The sequence below is a fragment of the Bradyrhizobium sp. USDA 4451 genome (genome assembly GCF_054822585.1).
On the sequence record NZ_JBTRCH010000001.1, the window covers coordinates 4,689,757 to 4,707,812 of the forward strand.

Genomic DNA, 18,056 nt, shown 5'->3' on the forward strand with positions numbered 1-18,056 from the left:
CCGACGAAGCTTGCCTTTCGCATCTGATGTGCTACTGATATGTCAGATGAGGCGCATGGAGGACCGGCGATGGAGTTGGCTGCAACAGGGATGACCGACCGCCAGCGCAAATATCGCGCGACCTACCGCGAGCGCGTGGTGGGCTGGTACAATGGCTGGCTGCATGTCGTGCTGATCTACACGATCGGATTCACGGCGCTGTACGTCTATCTGGCCAATGTGCACGCCGTGAAATGGTGGGAATACCTCACCATTCCCGTGGTCTTCCTGATCGCCAACTTCTTCGAATGGGCGGTGCATCGCTTCGTCATGCACCGGCCCTCGAACGTGCCGCTCCTGCGCGCGATCTACAGCCGCCACACGCTGATGCACCATCAATTCTTCACCGAGGAGGAGATGCGCTTCGCCGATCATCACGACTGGCGCGTCACCTTCTTTCCGCCCTATGCGCTGGTCGTGTTCACCCTGATGTCGATCCCGCCGGCGATCGTCGCGGGTCTGGTGATCTCGGCGAATGTCGGCTGGCTGCTGATCACCACGACCACGACGATGTACCTGATCTACGAATTCATGCATTTCTGCTGCCACGTCGAGGAAAACGCCTTCGTGCGCAACATGCCGTTCGTCAACACCATCCGCCGGCACCATACCGCCCATCACAACCAATCGATCATGATGGAGCGGAACATGAACCTGACCTTCCCGGTGATGGACTATGTGTTCGGTACCTCCGATCTCAATCGCGGCCTGCTCGGCCACATCTTCAACGGCTACAGCACACGCTATGTGAAGACCGACATGCGGCGAACGGCGCGGACCCCGCGGGTCGTGGTGAAGGAGCAATCGGTGCCGCATGCCGCAGCTTGAACCCAATCTCACAGGGCTTGCCTGGTTCGGCGTGCTGTGGAGCGTGTGCTGCATCGGCTTCCTGCAACTGGCCGGGATGTATCCGCTGCGCGGCCGCGCCGTTCTGCCGGTGACGATGACCGCCGTGTTGTGGGTGCTGTTGCTCGCGGGCACGCTGGCATTCGCATTGGCCGAATTGCGCTGGACCACCGTCGTTGTCGTGGGCGGTCTGCTGCTGCTGTTCGTGCCCGGACTGTTTCAGGCGCTGCCGGACTGGTGGCGCGACGGGCGCGCGGGATTGCGGCTGTCCTGTTGCGCCATGTTTGCAGCACTCGTGCTGCTGGTCGGCGTGGCGGCGACGTCTTTTCACATCTGGATGGCCTGAAGGGAGATCGCGATGCCCAGCCACATCAAGCTCATGCTGTCGCTGGCGTGCCTCGCCACGGCGGCCTGCGGGTATGTCTTCATGGTCTATCTTGGACAGCAGGGACCGAGCTACGCGGTCGCTTTCCTCGGCGTGTTCGCCACGGTCGCGATGTGGATCTTCCCCGAGGTCGTGAAGAAGGACCTCAAGGTCCGTTCGCCAGGATCTTGATGTGATGTTGCGGCACGGGGAGGATGCAATGGCGAGCTACACCGGGGACCGCACCATCGACGGCATCTCCGTCCTGGTCGACGGCGAGCCGCTGTCACCGCATTACGACCAACTCCGGCTCACCGAGCACGGCTTTGAATGGAGCTATGAGGGGCCCGAGCCGGCACAGCTGGCGTTTGCGCTGCTCTATGAGCATCTGCGCGACGCCGCTGCCGCGAAGGCGCTGCACCAGAGTTTCATGCGGCGCGTGGTCGCCAATTTCGGCAATGAATGGGAGCTGTCCTCGGCCGATCTCGACGAGGCAGTCGCCGCGCTGCGGTCCGGACAGCCGGCCTGATCTCGTTTCTCCGACAGAGGGCCCCCTCGAGATGACCCTGAGCTGTCGCGCGGCGGTGCTGCATCAAAGCGGAACGCCGCTCTCGATCGAGCGCGTTTCGCTGGCACCGCCCGCGTCGACCGACGTCGTGGTGCAGGTGCGGGCCGCAGGGCTCTGCCACACCGATCTGGAGGTGATCGACGGATCGCTGCGCTATTCCTTGCCGATGATTCTTGGGCATGAGGCGGCCGGCGTGGTCGAGGAGGTCGGCAGTGCGGTGCGCGACATCAGCGTCGGCGATCACGTCATCCTGTCCTGGAATCCGCATTGCGGGCACTGTTTTCAGTGCGATCGCGCGCAGCCGATCCTGTGCGAGACCTATCTGGCCAGGGGCGCGGAAGGCGTGCATTTCGACGGCGCGTCGAAGGCGCAGCTTGCGGGCGGCAGCAGCCTGGCGCATTTGATGTTCCTCGGCGCGTTCTCGGAATATGTCGTGCTGCCGGCGCAGCAGGCGATCGTGGTGCCCAAGGCCATCTCGTTCGACCGCGCCTGCCTGATCGGCTGCGGCGTCATGACCGGCATCGGCGCCGCGCTGAACGTCGCCGACATCGGCCACGGCGATACCGTGATGGTCACCGGCTGCGGCGCGGTCGGGCTCGCAGCGGTGCAGGGCGCACGGCTTGCGGGCGCCGGTGCGATCATCGCGGTCGACCTCGACGATGCAAAACTTGCACTGGCGCGACAGCTCGGCGCAACGCAAATCGTCAACGCGGCGCGCGAGGACCCGGTCCGGCTCGCAAGAGAGGCGACGGGCGGGCGGGGCGCCGACGTCATCCTCGAGGCGGCGGGCCACCCGCTGGCGTTCCGGCAGACCGCGGAGGCGGTGCGGCCCGGCGGCGAGGTGATCTGGCTCGGCAAGATCGACGTCTCGCACGACGTGAATTTCCGGTGGGGCGCGTTGATGGGCGAGAAGCGATTTCGCCGCTCGAGCTATGGCGGCGCGCGGCCGCGCCGCGACTTTCCCTGGCTGGCGCAGGCCTATCTCGATGGCCGGCTCAAGCTCGACGAGCTGATCACCGGCCGTTGCACCCTCGACGGCATCAACGATGGTTTCGAGGCGTTGCGGCGCGGGCGATCGGTTCGTACGGTCGTCGAGTTCTGACGCTCTCAGAGCGTCGAACGCGCAAAGCTTTCGATATAGTTGATCAGGCTGTCGGAGGCCGCGCCGGCGGCGTCGACGCGGCGGTCGGCGATGGCCTCGGCGACGTCGGCGTGCAGGCGCGCCGCGAGCGGCAGATCGGCCGCTTCCTTGTAGTGCTGATACCAGAACCGGCGCGACAGGCCATGCATCAGGCCCATGGCGCGGGCGGCGAACTCGTTGCGCGAGGCCGCGGAGACCAGCGTGTTGAACTGGTGGTCGAGCCGCATGAACAGCAAATCGTCGGATTTCTCCGCCGCGCGCCGCATGCCGGCGGCGATCTCGGAGAACTGCGCGCGCTGCTCGCTAGTGGCGCGCTCGGCGGCGCCGCGCGCCATCAGCCGTTCCAGCTCGCGCCGCACCTCGAGCAGGCGGAGCTGGGCCCGCAGGTCGATCTCGGACACCAGCACGCCGCGACGGGCCAGGATGTTGACGAGGCCGTCGCGCGACAGCCGCTGCAATGCCTCGCGGATCGGGGTGCGGCCGATGTCGAGCCGCTTGGCGAGCACGAGCTCCGAGAGCGCGGTGCCGGGCGGCAATTGCAGCGTCACGATCAGCTCTTCCAGCTCGGCATAGGCGCGATCGGTGAGGGTGACGTCGCTCTGCGGGAGAGCTATCTGCGCGGACGCGCGCGGCTTGTCGCCGGCGGCGGATGACTGCCGCGCCGGCCGGCGGCTCCCTGTTGCGCGCGCGCGCGCCGTGCTGGATCGCTTGTTCGAATCTGCCATCGGATCACTGCTGTACAGCAGATATCTCACACGCCCGATGGGCACTGACAAGGCCGGCCTATCAGTCTAAGCGAATCGGGGACCGCGAAGGATCATGCATTGATCAGTGCGAAATGCTCTCCAGCGTCCGGCCGCGGGTTTCCTCGCCGAGCAACAGCACCGCAAGCGCGGCCACCACGAACGCGCCGGCGCCGAGCGCGAACACGCCGCCCTGTCCGGCCGCCGGCAGGATCACGCCGATCACATAGGGGCCGATCAGCGAACCGATTCGGCCGATCGCGGAGGCAAAGCCGGTTCCGGTCGCCCGGGCATGGGTCGGGTACAGTTCAGGCGTGTAGGCGTAGAGCGCCGACCACATGCCGAACAGGAAGAACTGCATGCAGAGGCCGGCAATGATGAGCTGGGTCTGGTCCGCCGCCGAGCCGTAGAAGTGGCAGGCGATCGCGCCGCAGAGCAGGTTCATCACCAGCGTCGCCTTTCGGCCCCAGGATTCGACGAGCCACGCCGACATCAGGAAGCCCGGGATGCCCGCGAGCGAGATCAGGATGGTGTAGAATACCGATTTGGTGATCGGAAATCCCTTGGCCTGCAACAGCGCGCCGAGCCAGGTGGTCAGGCCGTAGAAGCCGAGCAGCGCGAAGAACCACAGCGTCCACAACATCGTGGTCCGCTTGGCGTAGACGCCTGAAAACAGCGTCCTCAGGCCGGTCACTTCCGAGGCGGGAGCGGCGGGCTGCCGCACCACCGGCGGCAGGTCGTGACTGCCGAGGCGATCGCGCACCCTGGTTTCGATGTCGCGCACGGTCGCTTCGGCCCGCTCCGAATAGCCATGCGACGCGAGCCAGCGCGGCGATTCCGGCACATAGCGTCGCACCACCAGCACGAAGACGGCCGGGATCGCCTGCAGGATGAAGACCCAGCGCCAGTCGGCGGCCCGCAGCACGAAGTAGGTCAACAGCCCCGACGCGATGAAGCCGAGCGGCCAAAATCCTTCGAGCAACGCGATGTAGCGGCCGCGGTTCCTGGCCGGCATGATTTCCGAGACCATCGACTGCGCGACCGGAAACTCCATGCCCATTCCGAAGCCGAGCAGCAGGCGGGATGCGCCGAGCGCGGTCGCCGTCGTGGAGAGACCGCAGAACAGGCTGCCCAGGCCCCAGAAGATCATGCTGACCTGGAAGACGCGGGCGCGGCCGAACCGGTCGGCCAGCAGGCCGGCGGACGCAGCGCCCATGAACATGCCGAGGAAGCTCATGCTCGACAGCAGGCCGGCCTCCGCCGTCGACAGGCCGAAGGTCTGGCGGATCGAGCCGAGCACGAAAGTCAGCGCGGCGAGATCCATGCTGTCGAAGAACCACGCGGTCGCGATGATCCCGAAGATCCAGCGCTGATAGGAGGTCAGCGGCAGGCGTTCGAGCCGTGCCGCGATATCGGCCACCTGCTGCGCCTGCGCGGTTCGCGCAACGGCGGCTGGAGCCCGGCTTCCGGCCGATGCCGTGACGTCGGAAATGGTCATTGCTGTCCTCCCCAGGTGGACATTGACGGGCTGTTGGACGAGCTCTTGCGGCTCTTTAATAAAATGTCACACGGATAGCAGTAATATGTCAATTGCTGATCACGAGCAGATTGGCAGCACGGGCCCCTTGTGATCCGATCGGCCATGGATGCCGCTTCGGCCAGTTTCCGAACCGCCATCAAGACCGGGTTAACGGCATCCGAGAAATCGGGGGCTAACGGATAATCCGGCTTTAACGGGGGGCCGATTACACGTCGCTTGGTTGCACGGAGGCGTTTTCCCCACATGTCAGGTCAGGTCGATTCGGATTTTGCGAGCGAGGATCGCGCGCGTGCGCAGATCGGTGCGGCGGTGAGCTTTTTGCTCCGCGACGCGAGCGGCGTCGCACGCGAGCATGCCGTCGAGGCCATCGTCGAGATGGTGCGCCAGGTTGCAAGCCTGCCGCCGACGCTCGACACGCCATCGATTCAGCCATTGATGAGCGGCATCGCCTATCGCGACTTCGTCATCGATGCCTACCGCCGCGATGTCGATCGCTGGCGCGCGACCATCCGCCGCTCGAACGGCAAGAAGATCCGGATCGCCTCGCCGCCTTCGGTGCGCGACGAGGCAACGACGACGGCGGATGCGATCACCGCCGAGAAGGCTATCGAGTTCGCCAGGCGGGCGATCGACATGGGCGAAGTGCTCTGACCCGTACGGCACCAAGCTTGCCGCGGCGGCGAAACGCCGTCTGACAGCCGGTGACTCTATGCTTGGGACGCGCGATGTGCTCCGATACGACGGCTGCGCCGGTTCCGGAGCCGTCGACCGGAATCTCGATCCATCGTGTCCCAGCCGAGAAACGCCATGCCGTCCGAACTCCGCTCGCCCCGCCTCGCCGTCCTGATCGACGCCGACAATGCATCCGCAAAGATCGCCGACGGGCTGTTCGAGGAGATCGCCAAGATCGGCGAAGCCAGCGTGCGCCGCATCTACGGTGACTTCTCCAATCCGCGGTCCAGGGCCTGGGCCGACATCCTGTCGAAGCACGCCATCATCCCGCAGCAGCAATTCGCCTACACCACCGGCAAGAATGCATCCGACATCACCCTGGTGATCGACGCCATGGATCTGCTGCACAGCGGCCGGTTCGACGGCTTCTGCCTGGTGTCGTCGGACAGCGATTTCACTCGGCTTGCCGCCCGCATCCGCGAGCACGGCATCGACGTGTTCGGGTTCGGCGAGCAGAAGACGCCGGAGAGTTTCCGGCAGGCCTGCCGCCGGTTCGTCTATACCGAGAATCTGCGCGGTGGCGCGACGAGCCATAAGGATGCGGCCGTGCGTCCGCAGCCGCTGCAGCCGCCGGACGCCGCCACACCGATCCTCAAGAACGTCATCAGCCAGATGGCCAGCGAAGACGGCTGGGTGACGCTCGGCGAGGTTGGCCGGCAGCTCGCCAATCTCGCATCGGATTTCGATCAAAGGACCTACGGCTTCCGCACGCTCGGCGAGCTGGTACGCAGGACCAACGCGTTCGAGATCGAGTCGAAAGGCGGGACGATGCGGATTCGCATCAAGCCGGCGGCTGCGCCGCCGCCACGACGGCGCGCGCCACGACGGCGAGCCGATCCGAAACCGCCGCAATGAAAAACGCGCGGCTGCACTGAACCGGTCTTTGAATCTGAACCAATGATGAATGCCGCTACGGACAAGATCCGGAGCGGCATCTTTCATTTGCGTGGGAACCGAAACGAGTTGCGGCGGAACTGGAAATTGCGCTCAAGTTGCGCGCTGGAACTGGAACGTCTCGTTCCCTGCGATGTTGAAGGAGCGTCTTGCAACTCGGAGGAGGACAACCATGAACAAGCGTTTTGCCGTTTCCCTTGTCGCTGCCGCCTCGCTGCTCGCGTCCGGCTCGGCCTTCGCGCAGTCCACGACTGCAGCGGGCGCTGCCAACGGTGCGCGGGCCGGTGGCGAGATCGCGGGCCCGGTCGGCGAGATCGTCGGCGGCACGGTTGGTGCTGCAGTCGGCGCCGGTCTCGAGATTCCGAATGCGGTGATCACGGCGGTCCCACGCGACGAACCGTCGGTCGTGGTGCGTGAGCGCGTCGTGGTCGGCGAGCCGTTGCCCGACACCGTCGTGCTGCGCCCGGTGCCGCGCTACAGCGAATATCGTTACGCCGTGGTCAATGATCGCCGCGTGATCGTGGAGCCCCGCACCCGCCGGATCGTGAAGATCATCGACTGATCGCGCGTGTTCTCACTTGTCGAGATCCTCGCGGGCAGATCGCCCGCGAGGATTTTCGCATGGCACAGGCCCGCTTTTTTCATGAAGCGGCCGGTTGGCCTGGCGGCTCGATCGCCTAGACTGGTGCGCAATCGGCGAACGCAGCCAGCGTCCGCCCCCAATCTAGAGCAGGGTGGAACATGGATCGGAAGATCGCGATCGTCGGCGCCGGTGCGGTCGGCGGCTACGCCGGTGCGCATATGGTGCAGGCGGGGGAGGACGTCACCTTCATCGATCCCTGGCCCGAGCACGTCGCGCACATGCGCAAGCACGGGCTGCGCGTTACCCACGCGATGGATGTCGCCGAGTTCTCGGTGCCGGTGCGCGCGCTTGATATCACCGACGCGCAGCGGCTCGCAAAGGAGAAGCCGGTCGATATCGCGTTCGTCTGCATGAAGTCCTACGACACGGCCTGGGCCACCATGCTGATCCGGCAATATCTGGCGCCGGACGGCTACGTCGTGTCGCTGCAGAACTGCATGAACGAGGAGACCATCGCCGGCGTCGTCGGCTGGGGCAAGACGCTCGGCTGCATCGCGAGCAGCATCACCGTCAATTTGCCGGAGCCCGGCCACATCCACCGCGGCGCCGGCAAGGGCGGGGCGGCGCACACTGTATTCCGCGCCGGCGAGGTGCATGGCCGCATCACCGCCCGGGCAGAGGAGGTGTGCCGGCTGGTCGGCTATTCCGACAGCGCCAAGGTCACCTCGAATCTCTGGGGTGAGCGCTGGTCCAAGCTCGTCGCCAATGTGATGGGCAACGGGCTGTCGGCCTGCACCGGCCTGGCGGGCGGCGAGGTGCTGCAAAGCGAGCCGCTGCGCCGGTTCTCGACCCGGCTCGGCAGCGAGGCGATCCGCGTCGGCCAGGCGCAGGGCTATCAGCTGGAAGAGATCCTGCATCTGCCGCCCGAGACGATCGCCCGCGCCGGCGAGGGCGACGAGGCCGCAACCCGCGCCTGCGACGAGCAGCGCTTCAAGGATGCCAAGCGCACCTCGTCGGCGCAGCGCCCCTCGATGGGCCAGGACATGCAGAAGGGCCGTCGCACCGAGATCGAATTCCTCAACGGTTTCGTGGTGCGCGAAGGCGAGAAGCTCGGCATCGCCTGCAATGCCAATGCTGCGCTGACCGACATCGTCAAGCGCGTCGAGCGCGGCGAACTTGCGCCGGATCCGCGGCACATCACCGAGCTGCGGATGAATTGAGCGGAGTCGCCGCTCCTACCGTCATTGCGAGCGAAGCGAAGCAATCCATCCTTCCGCGCATTTGGAAGGATGGATTGCTTCGTCGCTTCGCTCCTCGCAATGACGGATGCGTAGGATCTACAGCAGCTGCCGCACCCCCATCCCGTTCATGAACCGCTCGCGGATCTGCACGGGATCGCGCCGTGTCGTGCCGGTGCCGGGCTTGTCGTCGATGCGGACGCCGATCAGGGTTGGGCCTGCGGTCTGCTTCGACTGCTCGATCAGGCGCTCGAAATCGTCCTCGTCGGCGGCCCAGGAGCTGTTGGCAAGGCCGCTGGCGAGCGCGACTGCGACGATGTCGGTATGGCCGGCCGCCGGGGTCGGCTGGCTGCCGGTGATCTGGTAGATGCCGTTGTCCATCACCACCATGGTGAGATTCTCCGGCGCCAGCGTCGCGATGGTCGAGAGACAGCCGAGCTGCATCAACAGCGAGCCGTCGCCTTCGAGGGCGAACACGCGGCGCTTCGGCTGCGCCAGTGCGACGCCGAGCGCGATCGGGAAGGCGAGCCCCATGCTGCCCAGCATGTAGAAATTCTGCGGGCGGTGGCCCGCGGCCCACAGATCGAAGTTGGTGTTGCCGATGCCGCCGATCACGGCCTCGTCCGTCAGCCCGGCGACGAGGCGCTGGGTGAGATCGAAGCGGTTCATCACCTTGGTGTTGCGTGCGGGAGTGTTGGTCATGGCTGATCTCACTTGTCGAAGGTCTTGCCGCCGGTCAAAAGCGGCGAGAGGATCAGCGCCACCGGCGCCTGGGTGGTGACGGCCTGCTTGATCGAGCGGTCGGCGATGAATTCGAGCTCGTCGAGCCTTGTAATGGTGTGATGCTCCATCGCCAGCGAATCCAGCACCGGGCGCATGGTGCGGCAGACCAGCGCCTGGCCGTAATTGAACTCGCCGAGCGTGCCGCGCTCGGAGACGAACATGATCAGCGGGATTTGGTAGGGCACCGCGAGCGAGGCCAGGACATTGGCGAGTGTGGCAAAGCCCGAGGTCTGCATCAGCACGGCGCCGCGGGTGCCGGCCATCCAGGCGCCGGAGACGATGCCGACCGCCTCTTCCTCGCGCGCGGTCGGAAATGTCGTGAAATAGGGATCGGCGTGCAGGTCCTTGATCAGCGTGGTCAGCACCCGGTCGGGCACATAGGGCACCAGCTTGATCTCGTTCCGCTTCAGCGTCTGCAGCACGATGCCGTGCCAGGTGGTCACCGCATCCTGGGACTTATCCTTGGCTTTATCCTTGGACGAGGCTTGTTCCGCGGCCGCCATCCTGCTCTCCCTGCTCGCGCGACCTGCTGGAGCCGTTTCCGTTCTGATCGGATCAGAACGGAGCTCCAGTTTTCTTACTTGACGCGTTTTCTTGACGCGAACCGGTGTCCACTTCGCTCGAAAACGCCCTCGTAGCCGCTTGCAGCACAAAACTTGACGCCGTGCATGTGATTGTCAACATGCCCCGGCCGCATCGCGATCTGCGGAATTCGGCGGTCCTGACGCCTGCCGCAACATGCGATACAGGCAGCAACGATAAACGACGGGAGGCGTGCATGGCCCGGTGGGTCTGGCGGATGGCCATCGCGGTCGCGGCGATGATCGCGGCCGGGCTCGCGTCCGCGCAGCCGTACCCGGCCAAGGCCGTTCACATTCTCGTTCCGTATCCGCCCGGCGGCGGCGTCGACGTGCTGACGCGGACGCTGGCCGAAGAGGTGTCGAAGAGCTGGACGCAGTCGATCGTGGTCGAGAACCGGCCCGGCGCCGGTGGGGTGATCGCCTCGCAGGCGATCGCGAGCTCGGCGCCCGACGGCTACAACCTGATCATGGTGGCGAGCGGCCACGCCACCAATCCGTTCCTTTATCCGAAGCTGCCTTACGATACGTTCAAGGATTTTTCGCCGATCTCGCTGCTCGCGTCGTCGCCGAACGTGCTGCTGGTGCGCGCGGATTCGCCGTTCAAGTCGGTCGGTGACGTCATCGCCGCGGCGAAGGCGAAGCCGGGCAGCCTGTCGTTCGCGCATGCCGGCAACGGCACTTCGACCCATCTGGCCGGCGAGCTGCTCAACAATCTCGCAAAAATCGAGATCAGTGCGATCCCCTACAAGGGCGGTGCGCCGGCGATCAATGATCTGCTTGGCGGGCAGATTCCGATGTCGTTCAACAACGGGCCGGAATCGGTCGGGCAGTTGCAGGCCGGCACGGTTCGCGCGCTGGCGGTGACGACGGCGTCGCGCGCGCCGTTCCTGCCTGACGTGCCGAGCATGGCGGAGACTGTGCCGGGCTACGACACCGAGGTGTGGTGGGGGCTGCTTGGTCCCGGCAACATGCCGGCCGGCCTCGTCGCGAAGCTCTCGCATGATTTCGTCGCGGCGGTGAATACCGATGCCGTGAAGGAGCGTCTCGGCAAGCTCGGCGCGATTTCGATCGGGAGCACGCCGGAGCAATTCGCCGCCAAGATCAAGGCCGACTACGACAAATGGGGGCCGATCATCAAGGCCGCCGGCATGAAGGCGGAGTGAGCCAATGGCTGCATCAGAGATTCCAGCCTGCCTGCCGCCACGTGCGGTGACGCCGCCGCGGGAGAAGCTGCCGCCGAAGGCCTGCGATACGCATGCGCATGTGTTCGGCCCCGCCGACCGCTTCCCCTATGCCGGCGATCGCAGCTACACGCCACCGGATGCACCGCTCGCGAGCTATCTCGGCATGCTCGATGCACTCGGGTTCACCCGTGGCGTGCTGGTGCAGGGCAGTGCACATGGCCACGACAATTCGGCGATGCTGGATGCGCTGCAGCGCGAGCCCGCTCGCCTGCGCGGCGTCGCGGTGGCCGATGCCGACGTCGCGGCGGGCACGCTGCGGCAATGGCATGTGCTCGGCGTACGCGGCCTGCGCTTCAACCATTTCTTTCGCGGCGGGCAGCTGCACTATCGCGGCGGCATTCCGCTCGGCGTCGCCGAGACGCATGCGGCCGTGATGGCCGAGCTCGGCTGGCATCTGCAGCTCTGGATCGATGTGAAGGATCTGCCGGACACGATCCCGACGCTGAAGGCGCTCGGCCTGCCGGTCGTGGTCGATCACATGGGCCGCACCGATGCGGCCGCAGGGATCAACACCGCCGGTTTCCAGAGCCTGCTGCGCGCGGTGGATGAGGGCTGGTGCTGGGCCAAGCTGTCGGGCGCGCATCGCCTGAGCCGGCGGTCGCCGGATTATCCGGATGCGCGGCCGTTCCACGAAGCGTTGGTCGCGGCCAATCCTGAACGACTGGTGTGGGGCGGCGACTGGCCCCATCCTCGCGTGGAGGGCGAGATGCCCGACGCCGGCCATCTGCTGACGCTGTTCCAGGAGTGGACGCCGGATGCCGCCACCCGGCACCGCATCCTCGTCGACAATCCGGCACGACTCTATGGCTTCCCAAACTGAAGGCTGCTCGAAGACATGACCGTCAACAACAAGCGCGTGTTCTACGTCAAATACCTCGCCCATGAGATCTATGTCGACATCCTGAAGAAGCGGCCGGATGTCCGGCTCGATCGCCTGGAGAACGAGACGCCGGAGGCGACGTTCGCGCCGGTGCTCGCCGACGCGCATGCCTATCAGATCGGCGCCGCTCGCGACGAGCTGGCGCCGCATTTCCATGCCCATGCCGAGCTGTTGAAGCGCGCGCCGAACCTCTTGATCGTGTCCTCGAACGGCGCCGGCTTCGATCCCGTCGATGTCGATGCCTGCACCGCCGCGGGCGTGCTGGTCGTCAACCAGTCCGGCGGTAACGCCAATTCGGTCGCCGAGCACGCGCTCGGCATGATGCTGACGCTGTCGAAGCGCATCATCCAGTCCGACCGTCGGCTGCGGCGCGAGGCCAACGTCAATCGCAACGACCTGATCGGCAACGAGCTGAACCACAAGACCGTCGGCATCGTCGGTCTCGGCAATGTCGGCCGCCGCATCGCGGAGCTGTGCAAGGGCCTCCTGCACATGAAGGTGATCGCCTACGATCCGTATCTGACGGCGGAGGAGATGGCCAAGCGGGGCGGGGAAAAGGTCGAGCTCGACGATCTCCTGCGCCGCGCCGATTTCGTCTCGATCTCCTGTCCGCTCGACAGCAAGAGTCGAGGCATGATCGGTGCGCGCGAATTCGCGCTGATGCAGCCGCACGCCTATTTCGTCACCACCGCGCGCGGCTTCATCCATGACGAGAAGGCGCTGGAAGAGACGCTGCGCGACAAGCGCATCGCCGGCGCCGGCCTCGATGTCTGGGCCAAGGAGCCGCCGCCGCCGGATCATCCGCTCTTGCAATTCGACAACGTGCTGGCGAGCCCGCACACCGCCGGCGTCACCCGCGAGGCGCGCATCAACATGGGCCGGATCGCCGCCGAGCAGATCCTCGACGCCCTCGACGGCAAGCGCCCGCCGCGCATCATCAATCCCGAGGTCTGGCCGGCGTATGCGCGACGATTCGAGAAGGCGTTCGGGTTCATGCCGGGGTAGGGCGCGGTGGTAGCTCTCGCCTTCGTGGGGTGAGCACACTGGCCAGGCTCCTCTCCCCTTGCGGGGGAGGGTGGGGAGAGGGGTGGCCCCGGGCGAGAGCATCGACGAAGACCGATCGTCGCAATTTCGATCGCGCGTGTTGGGGGTCCAAAGTGAGAGAGTGTGCCGTGCGGTACCCCTCTCCCTAATCCTGCCCCCGCAAGGGGGGAACCCTTCCACCGGTGTGTCCCTTACCAGCGAAACGAGAAGCGTGGCGGCGTGACGCGGCGGCCCCGAGAAGCGGGAGAAAATCTCCTTCGCCAACGCCTCGATCCGGGCAACAAACCCACTGCCAAACCGCCGCCGCGCGAAGCGTCCGTTGTTATTTTCCCTGGGATATCGACGGCTTAGCGCGAAATCGCCATTTTCCGTCCGTGCCCGACCATTCCGGGCACCGAAGGAAAACGTGCCATGCGACAGGTCCAGTCATTGCTCCGCAACGCGCCCGCGAAAATCGGCCGCCGTCTTGCGCAGATCGTCGCGATCGCCGCCGCCAGCCTGCCGCAGGCCGGCGCCTAGTTTTCCACCGCGCAAAGCGCCGCACCCGCGCGCGTCGAATTAACTCAACCCCATTTCGCGTTAGTGCTAAAGCGGTACTCGCGGCTCTTCCGGTCCAGCAGGGAGGGTTTCATGTCACGCTTCGTCGTTCATTTCATGAAGGACGTGCTCGGCGGCAATGGCCGCCAGCGCGAGGTCTGCCAGGGCGCGCTTGAGATCGACGCGTTGAGCGAAGGCCAGGCCACCGAGATCGCCAAGGTCAAATTCTGTCAGGAACAATCGCTGTGCGACTGGTCACTGCATGCCGACCGCATCCGGATCGAAGCGGCCGACTTGCAAATGACTTAGCGCTGACGCGCTTCGCGCGGTCCTACTCCGGCAGGATGCGCACCGCACCCTTCGCCGCGCTGCTCGCGAACGCCGCATAGGCCTTGAGTGCAGTCGAGACGGCGCGCTTGCGCGGCGCCGCCGGCTTCCATGCCGCATTGCCCTTGGCTTCCATCGCGGCGCGACGGCGCTTCAGCTCGGCATCATCGACCCTCAGGTTGACCTTGCGGTTCGGGATGTCGAACTCGATGATGTCGCCTTCCTCGACCAGGCCGATCAATCCGCCCTCGGCGGCTTCCGGCGAGACGTGGCCGATCGACAGGCCCGACGAGCCGCCGGAGAAGCGGCCGTCGGTGATCAGCGCGCAGGCCTTTCCGAGGCCCTTCGACTTCAGATAGCTGGTCGGGTAGAGCATCTCCTGCATGCCCGGGCCGCCGCGCGGACCTTCATAGCGGATCAGCACGACATCGCCGGCCTTGACCTTGTTGGTGAGGATGGCGTCGACCGACGCGTCCTGGCTCTCGAAGATGCGGGCCGGACCTGAGAATGTCAGAATGCTCTGGTCGACGCCGGCGGTCTTCACGATGCAGCCGTCTTCCGCAAGATTGCCGAACAGCACCGCGAGGCCGCCGTCCTTGGAGTAGGCATGGGCGGCATCGCGGATGACGCCCGTTTCGCGATCGACGTCGACCTCGTCGAAGCGGCGGTCCTGGCTGAAGGCTTCCTGGGTCGGCACGCCACCCGGTGCTGCGCGATAGAAGTTGCGCACCTTGTCGCTCGTGGTCCGCACCACGTCCCAGCGGTTCAGCGCGTCGTTGAGCGTTGCGGCATGCACGGTCGGGCCGTCGGTGGTGAGCAGCTTGGCGCGATCGAGCTCGCCGAGGATCGCCATGATGCCACCGGCGTGATGCACATCCTCCATGTGGACGTCCTGCACCGAGGGCGCGACCTTGCAGAGCACCGGCACTTTTCGTGACAGCCGGTCGATGTCCGCCATCGTGAACGGCACCTCGCCCTCGCGCGCAGCGGCGAGCAGATGCAGCACGGTGTTGGTGGAGCCGCCCATCGCGATGTCGAGCGTCATCGCGTTCTCGAACGACTTGAAGTTCGCGATGTTGCGCGGCAGCACCTTGGCGTCGTCCTGCTCGTAATAGCGGCGGGCGAGATCGACGATCAGATGGCCGGCCTCGACGAACAGGCTCTTGCGGTCGGCATGCGTCGCCAGCACCGAGCCGTTGCCCGGCAGGGCGAGGCCGAGCGCCTCGGTCAGGCAGTTCATCGAATTCGCGGTGAACATGCCGGAGCAGGAGCCGCAGGTCGGGCAGGCCGAGCGCTCGATCACCTCGACCTCTTCATCCGACACGTTGGAATCGGCGGCCGCGACCATCGCGTCGATCAGGTCGACCGCGCGCTTCTTGCCCTTGAGCAGGATCTTGCCCGACTCCATCGGACCGCCCGAGACGAACACGGTCGGGATGTTGAGCCGCAGCGTCGCCATCAGCATGCCGGGGGTGATCTTGTCGCAGTTGGAGATGCAGACCATCGCGTCGGCGCAATGCGCGTTGACCATGTATTCGACGCTGTCGGCGATCAGCTCGCGCGAGGGCAGGCTGTAGAGCATGCCGTCATGGCCCATCGCGATGCCGTCATCGACTGCAATGGTGTTGAACTCTTTTGCCACCCCGCCGGCCTTCTCGATTTCTCGCGCCACCAATTGCCCGAGGTTCTGCAAATGGACGTGGCCGGGCACGAACTGGGTGAAGGAATTGACCACCGCGATGATCGGCTTGCCGAAATCCTCGTTCTTCATGCCGGTGGCGCGCCAGAGGCCGCGAGCACCCGCCATGTTGCGGCCGTGGGTGGTGGTGCGGGAGCGATAGGCGGGCATCATAAATCCTTGGGCTATGGGCATTTTTTAAGGGGAGACGGGGGTTCTTATGCCTGCCCCCAGCAGCCGATTCAAGCGCGGAACCGCATGGCTGAACCCCGCAATCTGATATCGATCCTCGCCGCGACGGTGACGCCACGGCCGACGCTGATCGCGTTCTTTCCGGTCCCGTCACACCAGATAACCACAAGGCTGCACCGTCTGGGCGCAAGACGCTTGCGCGGCTTGTGAGACCGAGCAGGGAGGTCCGACCGGTTCGATCCTCCTGACATAGTCCCGAACGCAAGGGCGCAGTATCGCGCGCGGCCGTTGTGCCGAAAGGCCAGGTGCTCAGTTCTTTTTCGCACTTTAGAGTTGTGTTACGTGGCTAATAAAGCCAAAGTGGGTACTGCGCAGCTATTGGTTTGCGCCCGCGCACATCATCAAAATTTTAGGACCGCTTAGTGGCGGCGAATTGGCCTGATTGCTGATTCTGGAGAAATATTATGAAGATTTTTATCAGTCATAAGATGCCGGCCGATACTCCAGCGGTCAAGGAATTCGGAGACAGGTTGGCACTCTACGCAGGAAGCGCGATCGAGATCTCTCATGCGGGGAAATTCGACAAGGGTGCAGATTTTCGAAATCTAATCGAACAGGAGATTTTGTCGTCTGACATCTTCATCCTCTACTACACGAGCGATAGCTACGATTGGTCGTTCTGCATATTCGAGGCCGGATTGTTTAAGGCGCATATGGTGGAGAATCCGGATCGAAAGCTCGTCGTGCTACGGGGCCACGAAAGCAAAATTCCGGAGTCTCTCGCTGATCTAATTAGTGTAACGGCCACGACGTCTGACTTGATTTCGTTAAGACTATGAGGCCGTAGCCAAGACGCTCTATGCGCTAGGTTTGGAGAATGCAAAATACTATCGGAATTCTGCCACAGCTTACGCCGCGGAAGCTCAATCGTTGTCGGATGTGAGCACTCCACCAGCCCCGTCTCCAAAATGAGGTCGGTCGAGCGAAGCGGCGCCAGCCCGCGCGAAAGGGTGCGGCCAATAGCCATTTCCAGCCCGGCCGCTATTCCGCAGCGAGACTGGTCGGCATCGGGATCGCGATCTTCGGGCGCGTCTTGGCCGCGCGCCGGTTCTTCTTGCTGAAGCGGCTGCCGGCCAGCAGCGCTGCGGCAGCGCGCAGTTGCTCGCGCAGCCATTGATTGGTGGTGTCGTCTTCGGCCGTGGCGTGCCAGTAGAAATAGTTGACGTGCGGGCTGATCGGGAACGGGCAGGGGAAGCACTGCAACTGCCCGGGATCTTCCAGCACCGAAGCGGCGCTTTCGGACGCTGTCAGCAGCATGTTGCTGCGGCTCACGACGTGGCAGGCGGTCGCGAAATTCTGGCAAGTCAGGCGCACGGTGCGGGTCAGGCCGAGGCGCTGCAGCTGGAAATCCTCGAACGAGACGCCGCTGCGCCGCGACGTCACGCAGACATGCTCCATGCGCAAGTAAGCCTTCTTGTCGAGCCGCGCGCCGAGCTCGGGATGGCCACGTCGCGCGAACACCGCAATGTGCTCGGTCAGGATCTGCTCGCGCCGCACCTCCGCCGACAGCGGCAGCAGCGTATCGACCGCGACATCCAGCGTGCCGGCGGCGAGCTCGCGCTCCAGATTGTTGCGCTCGCAGCGCACTGTGGCGATCTCGACCAGCGGCGCCACGGCGCTGATCCGGTTGATCAGCGCACCCAGCATCGGCGCCTCCAGATTGTTGCGCAGGCCGATCACGAACCGCTTCGATGTCCGTGCCGGATCGAACCGGTCGGTGTGGGTCAGCGTGGTCTCGAGACCGTTGAGCGCCTGGCGCACCGTGGTGATGATCTGGCGTGCCAGCGGGGTCGGCGTCATCACATGGTTGCGGCGCACGAACAGCGGATCGTTGAACATCGCGCGCAGCCGGCTCAGCGCATGGCTCACCGCGGGCTGCGTCAGGTTGAGGCGGAAGCAGGCGCGGCTGACGCCACCCTCAGAATAGATCGCGTCGAACACCACGAACAGGTTCAGGTCGACGTCACGTACATGCATGGAAATAATCTATCCGTATCCGTCGAATGCATTTGACGAATATGAGTTGCCACTCTTAAAGTCTC

Annotated in this window: 20 protein-coding genes; 14 read left to right on the plus strand and 6 right to left on the minus strand. The window is 64.9% G+C overall.

Annotated elements, in window-relative coordinates:
- The first annotated feature begins 69 nt into the window (after positions 1-69).
- From ACVMB0_RS21495 to ACVMB0_RS21515, 5 genes are read left to right on the plus strand one after another with little or no spacing between them, the layout of a single operon-like run.
- Entirely contained in the window at positions 70-867 is a 798-nt protein-coding gene (locus ACVMB0_RS21495; protein ID WP_456798308.1) for a sterol desaturase family protein, read from the plus strand.
- Positions 854-1,231, plus strand: coding sequence for a hypothetical protein (locus ACVMB0_RS21500; protein WP_456798307.1), 378 nt, complete (start codon positions 854-856; stop codon positions 1,229-1,231). Before ACVMB0_RS21495 ends, ACVMB0_RS21500 begins: the two co-directional genes overlap by 14 nt.
- Positions 1,232-1,243: 12 nt before the next feature.
- A complete protein-coding gene (locus tag ACVMB0_RS21505) occupies positions 1,244-1,441 on the plus strand; it encodes a hypothetical protein (RefSeq protein ID WP_456731904.1) in 198 nt (65 codons plus the stop codon).
- A gap of 28 nt (positions 1,442-1,469) precedes the next feature.
- Positions 1,470-1,778, plus strand: a complete 309-nt coding sequence (locus tag ACVMB0_RS21510) for a DUF6166 domain-containing protein (protein WP_461347580.1) — start codon at positions 1,470-1,472, stop codon at positions 1,776-1,778.
- A 31-nt stretch (positions 1,779-1,809) separates the two neighbouring features.
- Complete coding sequence (locus tag ACVMB0_RS21515) at positions 1,810-2,919, plus strand: Zn-dependent alcohol dehydrogenase (RefSeq protein ID WP_461347581.1); 1,110 nt, start codon at positions 1,810-1,812, stop codon at positions 2,917-2,919.
- Positions 2,920-2,924: 5 nt separating this feature from the next.
- On the opposite strand, the gene ACVMB0_RS21520 is transcribed toward ACVMB0_RS21515, so the two are convergent.
- Positions 2,925-3,683 carry a GntR family transcriptional regulator gene (locus ACVMB0_RS21520; RefSeq protein ID WP_461347582.1) on the minus strand — a complete coding sequence of 253 codons (759 nt, stop codon included), beginning with the start codon at positions 3,681-3,683 and terminating at the stop codon, positions 2,925-2,927.
- Between the two features lie 103 nt (positions 3,684-3,786).
- Positions 3,787-5,199: an MFS transporter gene (locus ACVMB0_RS21525; RefSeq protein ID WP_461347583.1), complete on the minus strand. Its 1,413-nt coding sequence runs from the start codon at positions 5,197-5,199 to the stop codon at positions 3,787-3,789.
- Between the two features lie 285 nt (positions 5,200-5,484).
- Between ACVMB0_RS21525 and ACVMB0_RS21530 the strand changes: the two genes are divergently transcribed.
- The 4 genes from ACVMB0_RS21530 (at position 5,485) to ACVMB0_RS21545 (ending at position 8,670) form a co-directional block, all read left to right on the plus strand.
- Positions 5,485-5,892 (plus strand): hypothetical protein, encoded by a 408-nt coding sequence (locus ACVMB0_RS21530; protein ID WP_461347584.1) that lies wholly within the window; start codon positions 5,485-5,487, stop codon positions 5,890-5,892.
- 156 nt (positions 5,893-6,048) lie between these two features.
- Positions 6,049-6,828 (plus strand): NYN domain-containing protein, encoded by a 780-nt coding sequence (locus ACVMB0_RS21535; protein ID WP_456755687.1) that lies wholly within the window; start codon positions 6,049-6,051, stop codon positions 6,826-6,828.
- Positions 6,829-7,039: 211 nt separating this feature from the next.
- A complete protein-coding gene (locus tag ACVMB0_RS21540; protein WP_461347585.1) occupies positions 7,040-7,429 on the plus strand; it encodes a DUF1236 domain-containing protein in 390 nt (129 codons plus the stop codon).
- A gap of 179 nt (positions 7,430-7,608) precedes the next feature.
- Positions 7,609-8,670, plus strand: coding sequence for a ketopantoate reductase family protein (locus ACVMB0_RS21545; protein WP_461347586.1), 1,062 nt, complete (start codon positions 7,609-7,611; stop codon positions 8,668-8,670).
- 117 nt (positions 8,671-8,787) lie between these two features.
- On the opposite strand, the gene ACVMB0_RS21550 is transcribed toward ACVMB0_RS21545, so the two are convergent.
- Positions 8,788-9,390 (minus strand): thiamine pyrophosphate-dependent enzyme, encoded by a 603-nt coding sequence (locus tag ACVMB0_RS21550; RefSeq protein ID WP_461347587.1) that lies wholly within the window; start codon positions 9,388-9,390, stop codon positions 8,788-8,790.
- Positions 9,391-9,398: 8 nt separating this feature from the next.
- A complete protein-coding gene (locus tag ACVMB0_RS21555; protein ID WP_461347588.1) occupies positions 9,399-9,974 on the minus strand; it encodes a thiamine pyrophosphate-binding protein in 576 nt (191 codons plus the stop codon).
- A gap of 275 nt (positions 9,975-10,249) precedes the next feature.
- On the opposite strand from ACVMB0_RS21555, the gene ACVMB0_RS21560 reads away from it, so the two are divergent.
- The 4 genes from ACVMB0_RS21560 (at position 10,250) to ACVMB0_RS21575 (ending at position 14,066) form a co-directional block, all read left to right on the plus strand.
- Positions 10,250-11,215 (plus strand): Bug family tripartite tricarboxylate transporter substrate binding protein, encoded by a 966-nt coding sequence (locus tag ACVMB0_RS21560; RefSeq protein ID WP_461347589.1) that lies wholly within the window; start codon positions 10,250-10,252, stop codon positions 11,213-11,215.
- Positions 11,216-11,219: 4 nt separating this feature from the next.
- A complete protein-coding gene (locus tag ACVMB0_RS21565; protein WP_461347590.1) occupies positions 11,220-12,116 on the plus strand; it encodes an amidohydrolase family protein in 897 nt (298 codons plus the stop codon).
- A 15-nt stretch (positions 12,117-12,131) separates the two neighbouring features.
- A complete protein-coding gene (locus ACVMB0_RS21570) occupies positions 12,132-13,181 on the plus strand; it encodes a hydroxyacid dehydrogenase (protein WP_461347591.1) in 1,050 nt (349 codons plus the stop codon).
- 669 nt (positions 13,182-13,850) lie between these two features.
- Positions 13,851-14,066, plus strand: a complete 216-nt coding sequence (locus ACVMB0_RS21575; RefSeq protein ID WP_461347592.1) for a hypothetical protein — start codon at positions 13,851-13,853, stop codon at positions 14,064-14,066.
- Between the two features lie 22 nt (positions 14,067-14,088).
- Here the strand turns inward: ACVMB0_RS21575 and ilvD are convergent, their stop codons facing one another.
- Positions 14,089-15,933 (minus strand): dihydroxy-acid dehydratase, encoded by a 1,845-nt coding sequence (gene ilvD / locus ACVMB0_RS21580; RefSeq protein WP_461347593.1) that lies wholly within the window; start codon positions 15,931-15,933, stop codon positions 14,089-14,091.
- Positions 15,934-16,418: 485 nt separating this feature from the next.
- On the opposite strand from ilvD, the gene ACVMB0_RS21585 reads away from it, so the two are divergent.
- Positions 16,419-16,793, plus strand: coding sequence for a TIR domain-containing protein (locus ACVMB0_RS21585; protein WP_461347594.1), 375 nt, complete (start codon positions 16,419-16,421; stop codon positions 16,791-16,793).
- A gap of 202 nt (positions 16,794-16,995) precedes the next feature.
- Here the strand turns inward: ACVMB0_RS21585 and ACVMB0_RS21590 are convergent, their stop codons facing one another.
- The gene (locus tag ACVMB0_RS21590) at positions 16,996-17,991 is read right to left on the minus strand and encodes a LysR family transcriptional regulator (protein ID WP_461347595.1); all 996 of its coding nucleotides are present in this window, start codon (positions 17,989-17,991) and stop codon (positions 16,996-16,998) included.
- Positions 17,992-18,056 lie beyond the last annotated feature (65 nt).

Coding starts and splice junctions, on each gene's coding strand:
- ACVMB0_RS21495 (WP_456798308.1), top strand. CDS start 70: ATGGAGTTGGCTGCAACAGGGATGACCGACCGCCAGCGCAAATATCGC.
- ACVMB0_RS21500 (WP_456798307.1), top strand. CDS start 854: ATGCCGCAGCTTGAACCCAATCTCACAGGGCTTGCCTGGTTCGGCGTG.
- ACVMB0_RS21505 (WP_456731904.1), top strand. CDS start 1,244: ATGCCCAGCCACATCAAGCTCATGCTGTCGCTGGCGTGCCTCGCCACG.
- ACVMB0_RS21510 (WP_461347580.1), top strand. CDS start 1,470: ATGGCGAGCTACACCGGGGACCGCACCATCGACGGCATCTCCGTCCTG.
- ACVMB0_RS21515 (WP_461347581.1), top strand. CDS start 1,810: ATGACCCTGAGCTGTCGCGCGGCGGTGCTGCATCAAAGCGGAACGCCG.
- ACVMB0_RS21520 (WP_461347582.1), bottom strand. CDS start 3,683: ATGGCAGATTCGAACAAGCGATCCAGCACGGCGCGCGCGCGCGCAACA.
- ACVMB0_RS21525 (WP_461347583.1), bottom strand. CDS start 5,199: ATGACCATTTCCGACGTCACGGCATCGGCCGGAAGCCGGGCTCCAGCC.
- ACVMB0_RS21530 (WP_461347584.1), top strand. CDS start 5,485: ATGTCAGGTCAGGTCGATTCGGATTTTGCGAGCGAGGATCGCGCGCGT.
- ACVMB0_RS21535 (WP_456755687.1), top strand. CDS start 6,049: ATGCCGTCCGAACTCCGCTCGCCCCGCCTCGCCGTCCTGATCGACGCC.
- ACVMB0_RS21540 (WP_461347585.1), top strand. CDS start 7,040: ATGAACAAGCGTTTTGCCGTTTCCCTTGTCGCTGCCGCCTCGCTGCTC.
- ACVMB0_RS21545 (WP_461347586.1), top strand. CDS start 7,609: ATGGATCGGAAGATCGCGATCGTCGGCGCCGGTGCGGTCGGCGGCTAC.
- ACVMB0_RS21550 (WP_461347587.1), bottom strand. CDS start 9,390: ATGACCAACACTCCCGCACGCAACACCAAGGTGATGAACCGCTTCGAT.
- ACVMB0_RS21555 (WP_461347588.1), bottom strand. CDS start 9,974: ATGGCGGCCGCGGAACAAGCCTCGTCCAAGGATAAAGCCAAGGATAAG.
- ACVMB0_RS21560 (WP_461347589.1), top strand. CDS start 10,250: ATGGCCCGGTGGGTCTGGCGGATGGCCATCGCGGTCGCGGCGATGATC.
- ACVMB0_RS21565 (WP_461347590.1), top strand. CDS start 11,220: ATGGCTGCATCAGAGATTCCAGCCTGCCTGCCGCCACGTGCGGTGACG.
- ACVMB0_RS21570 (WP_461347591.1), top strand. CDS start 12,132: ATGACCGTCAACAACAAGCGCGTGTTCTACGTCAAATACCTCGCCCAT.
- ACVMB0_RS21575 (WP_461347592.1), top strand. CDS start 13,851: ATGTCACGCTTCGTCGTTCATTTCATGAAGGACGTGCTCGGCGGCAAT.
- ilvD (WP_461347593.1), bottom strand. CDS start 15,933: ATGCCCGCCTATCGCTCCCGCACCACCACCCACGGCCGCAACATGGCG.
- ACVMB0_RS21585 (WP_461347594.1), top strand. CDS start 16,419: ATGAAGATTTTTATCAGTCATAAGATGCCGGCCGATACTCCAGCGGTC.
- ACVMB0_RS21590 (WP_461347595.1), bottom strand. CDS start 17,991: ATGCATGTACGTGACGTCGACCTGAACCTGTTCGTGGTGTTCGACGCG.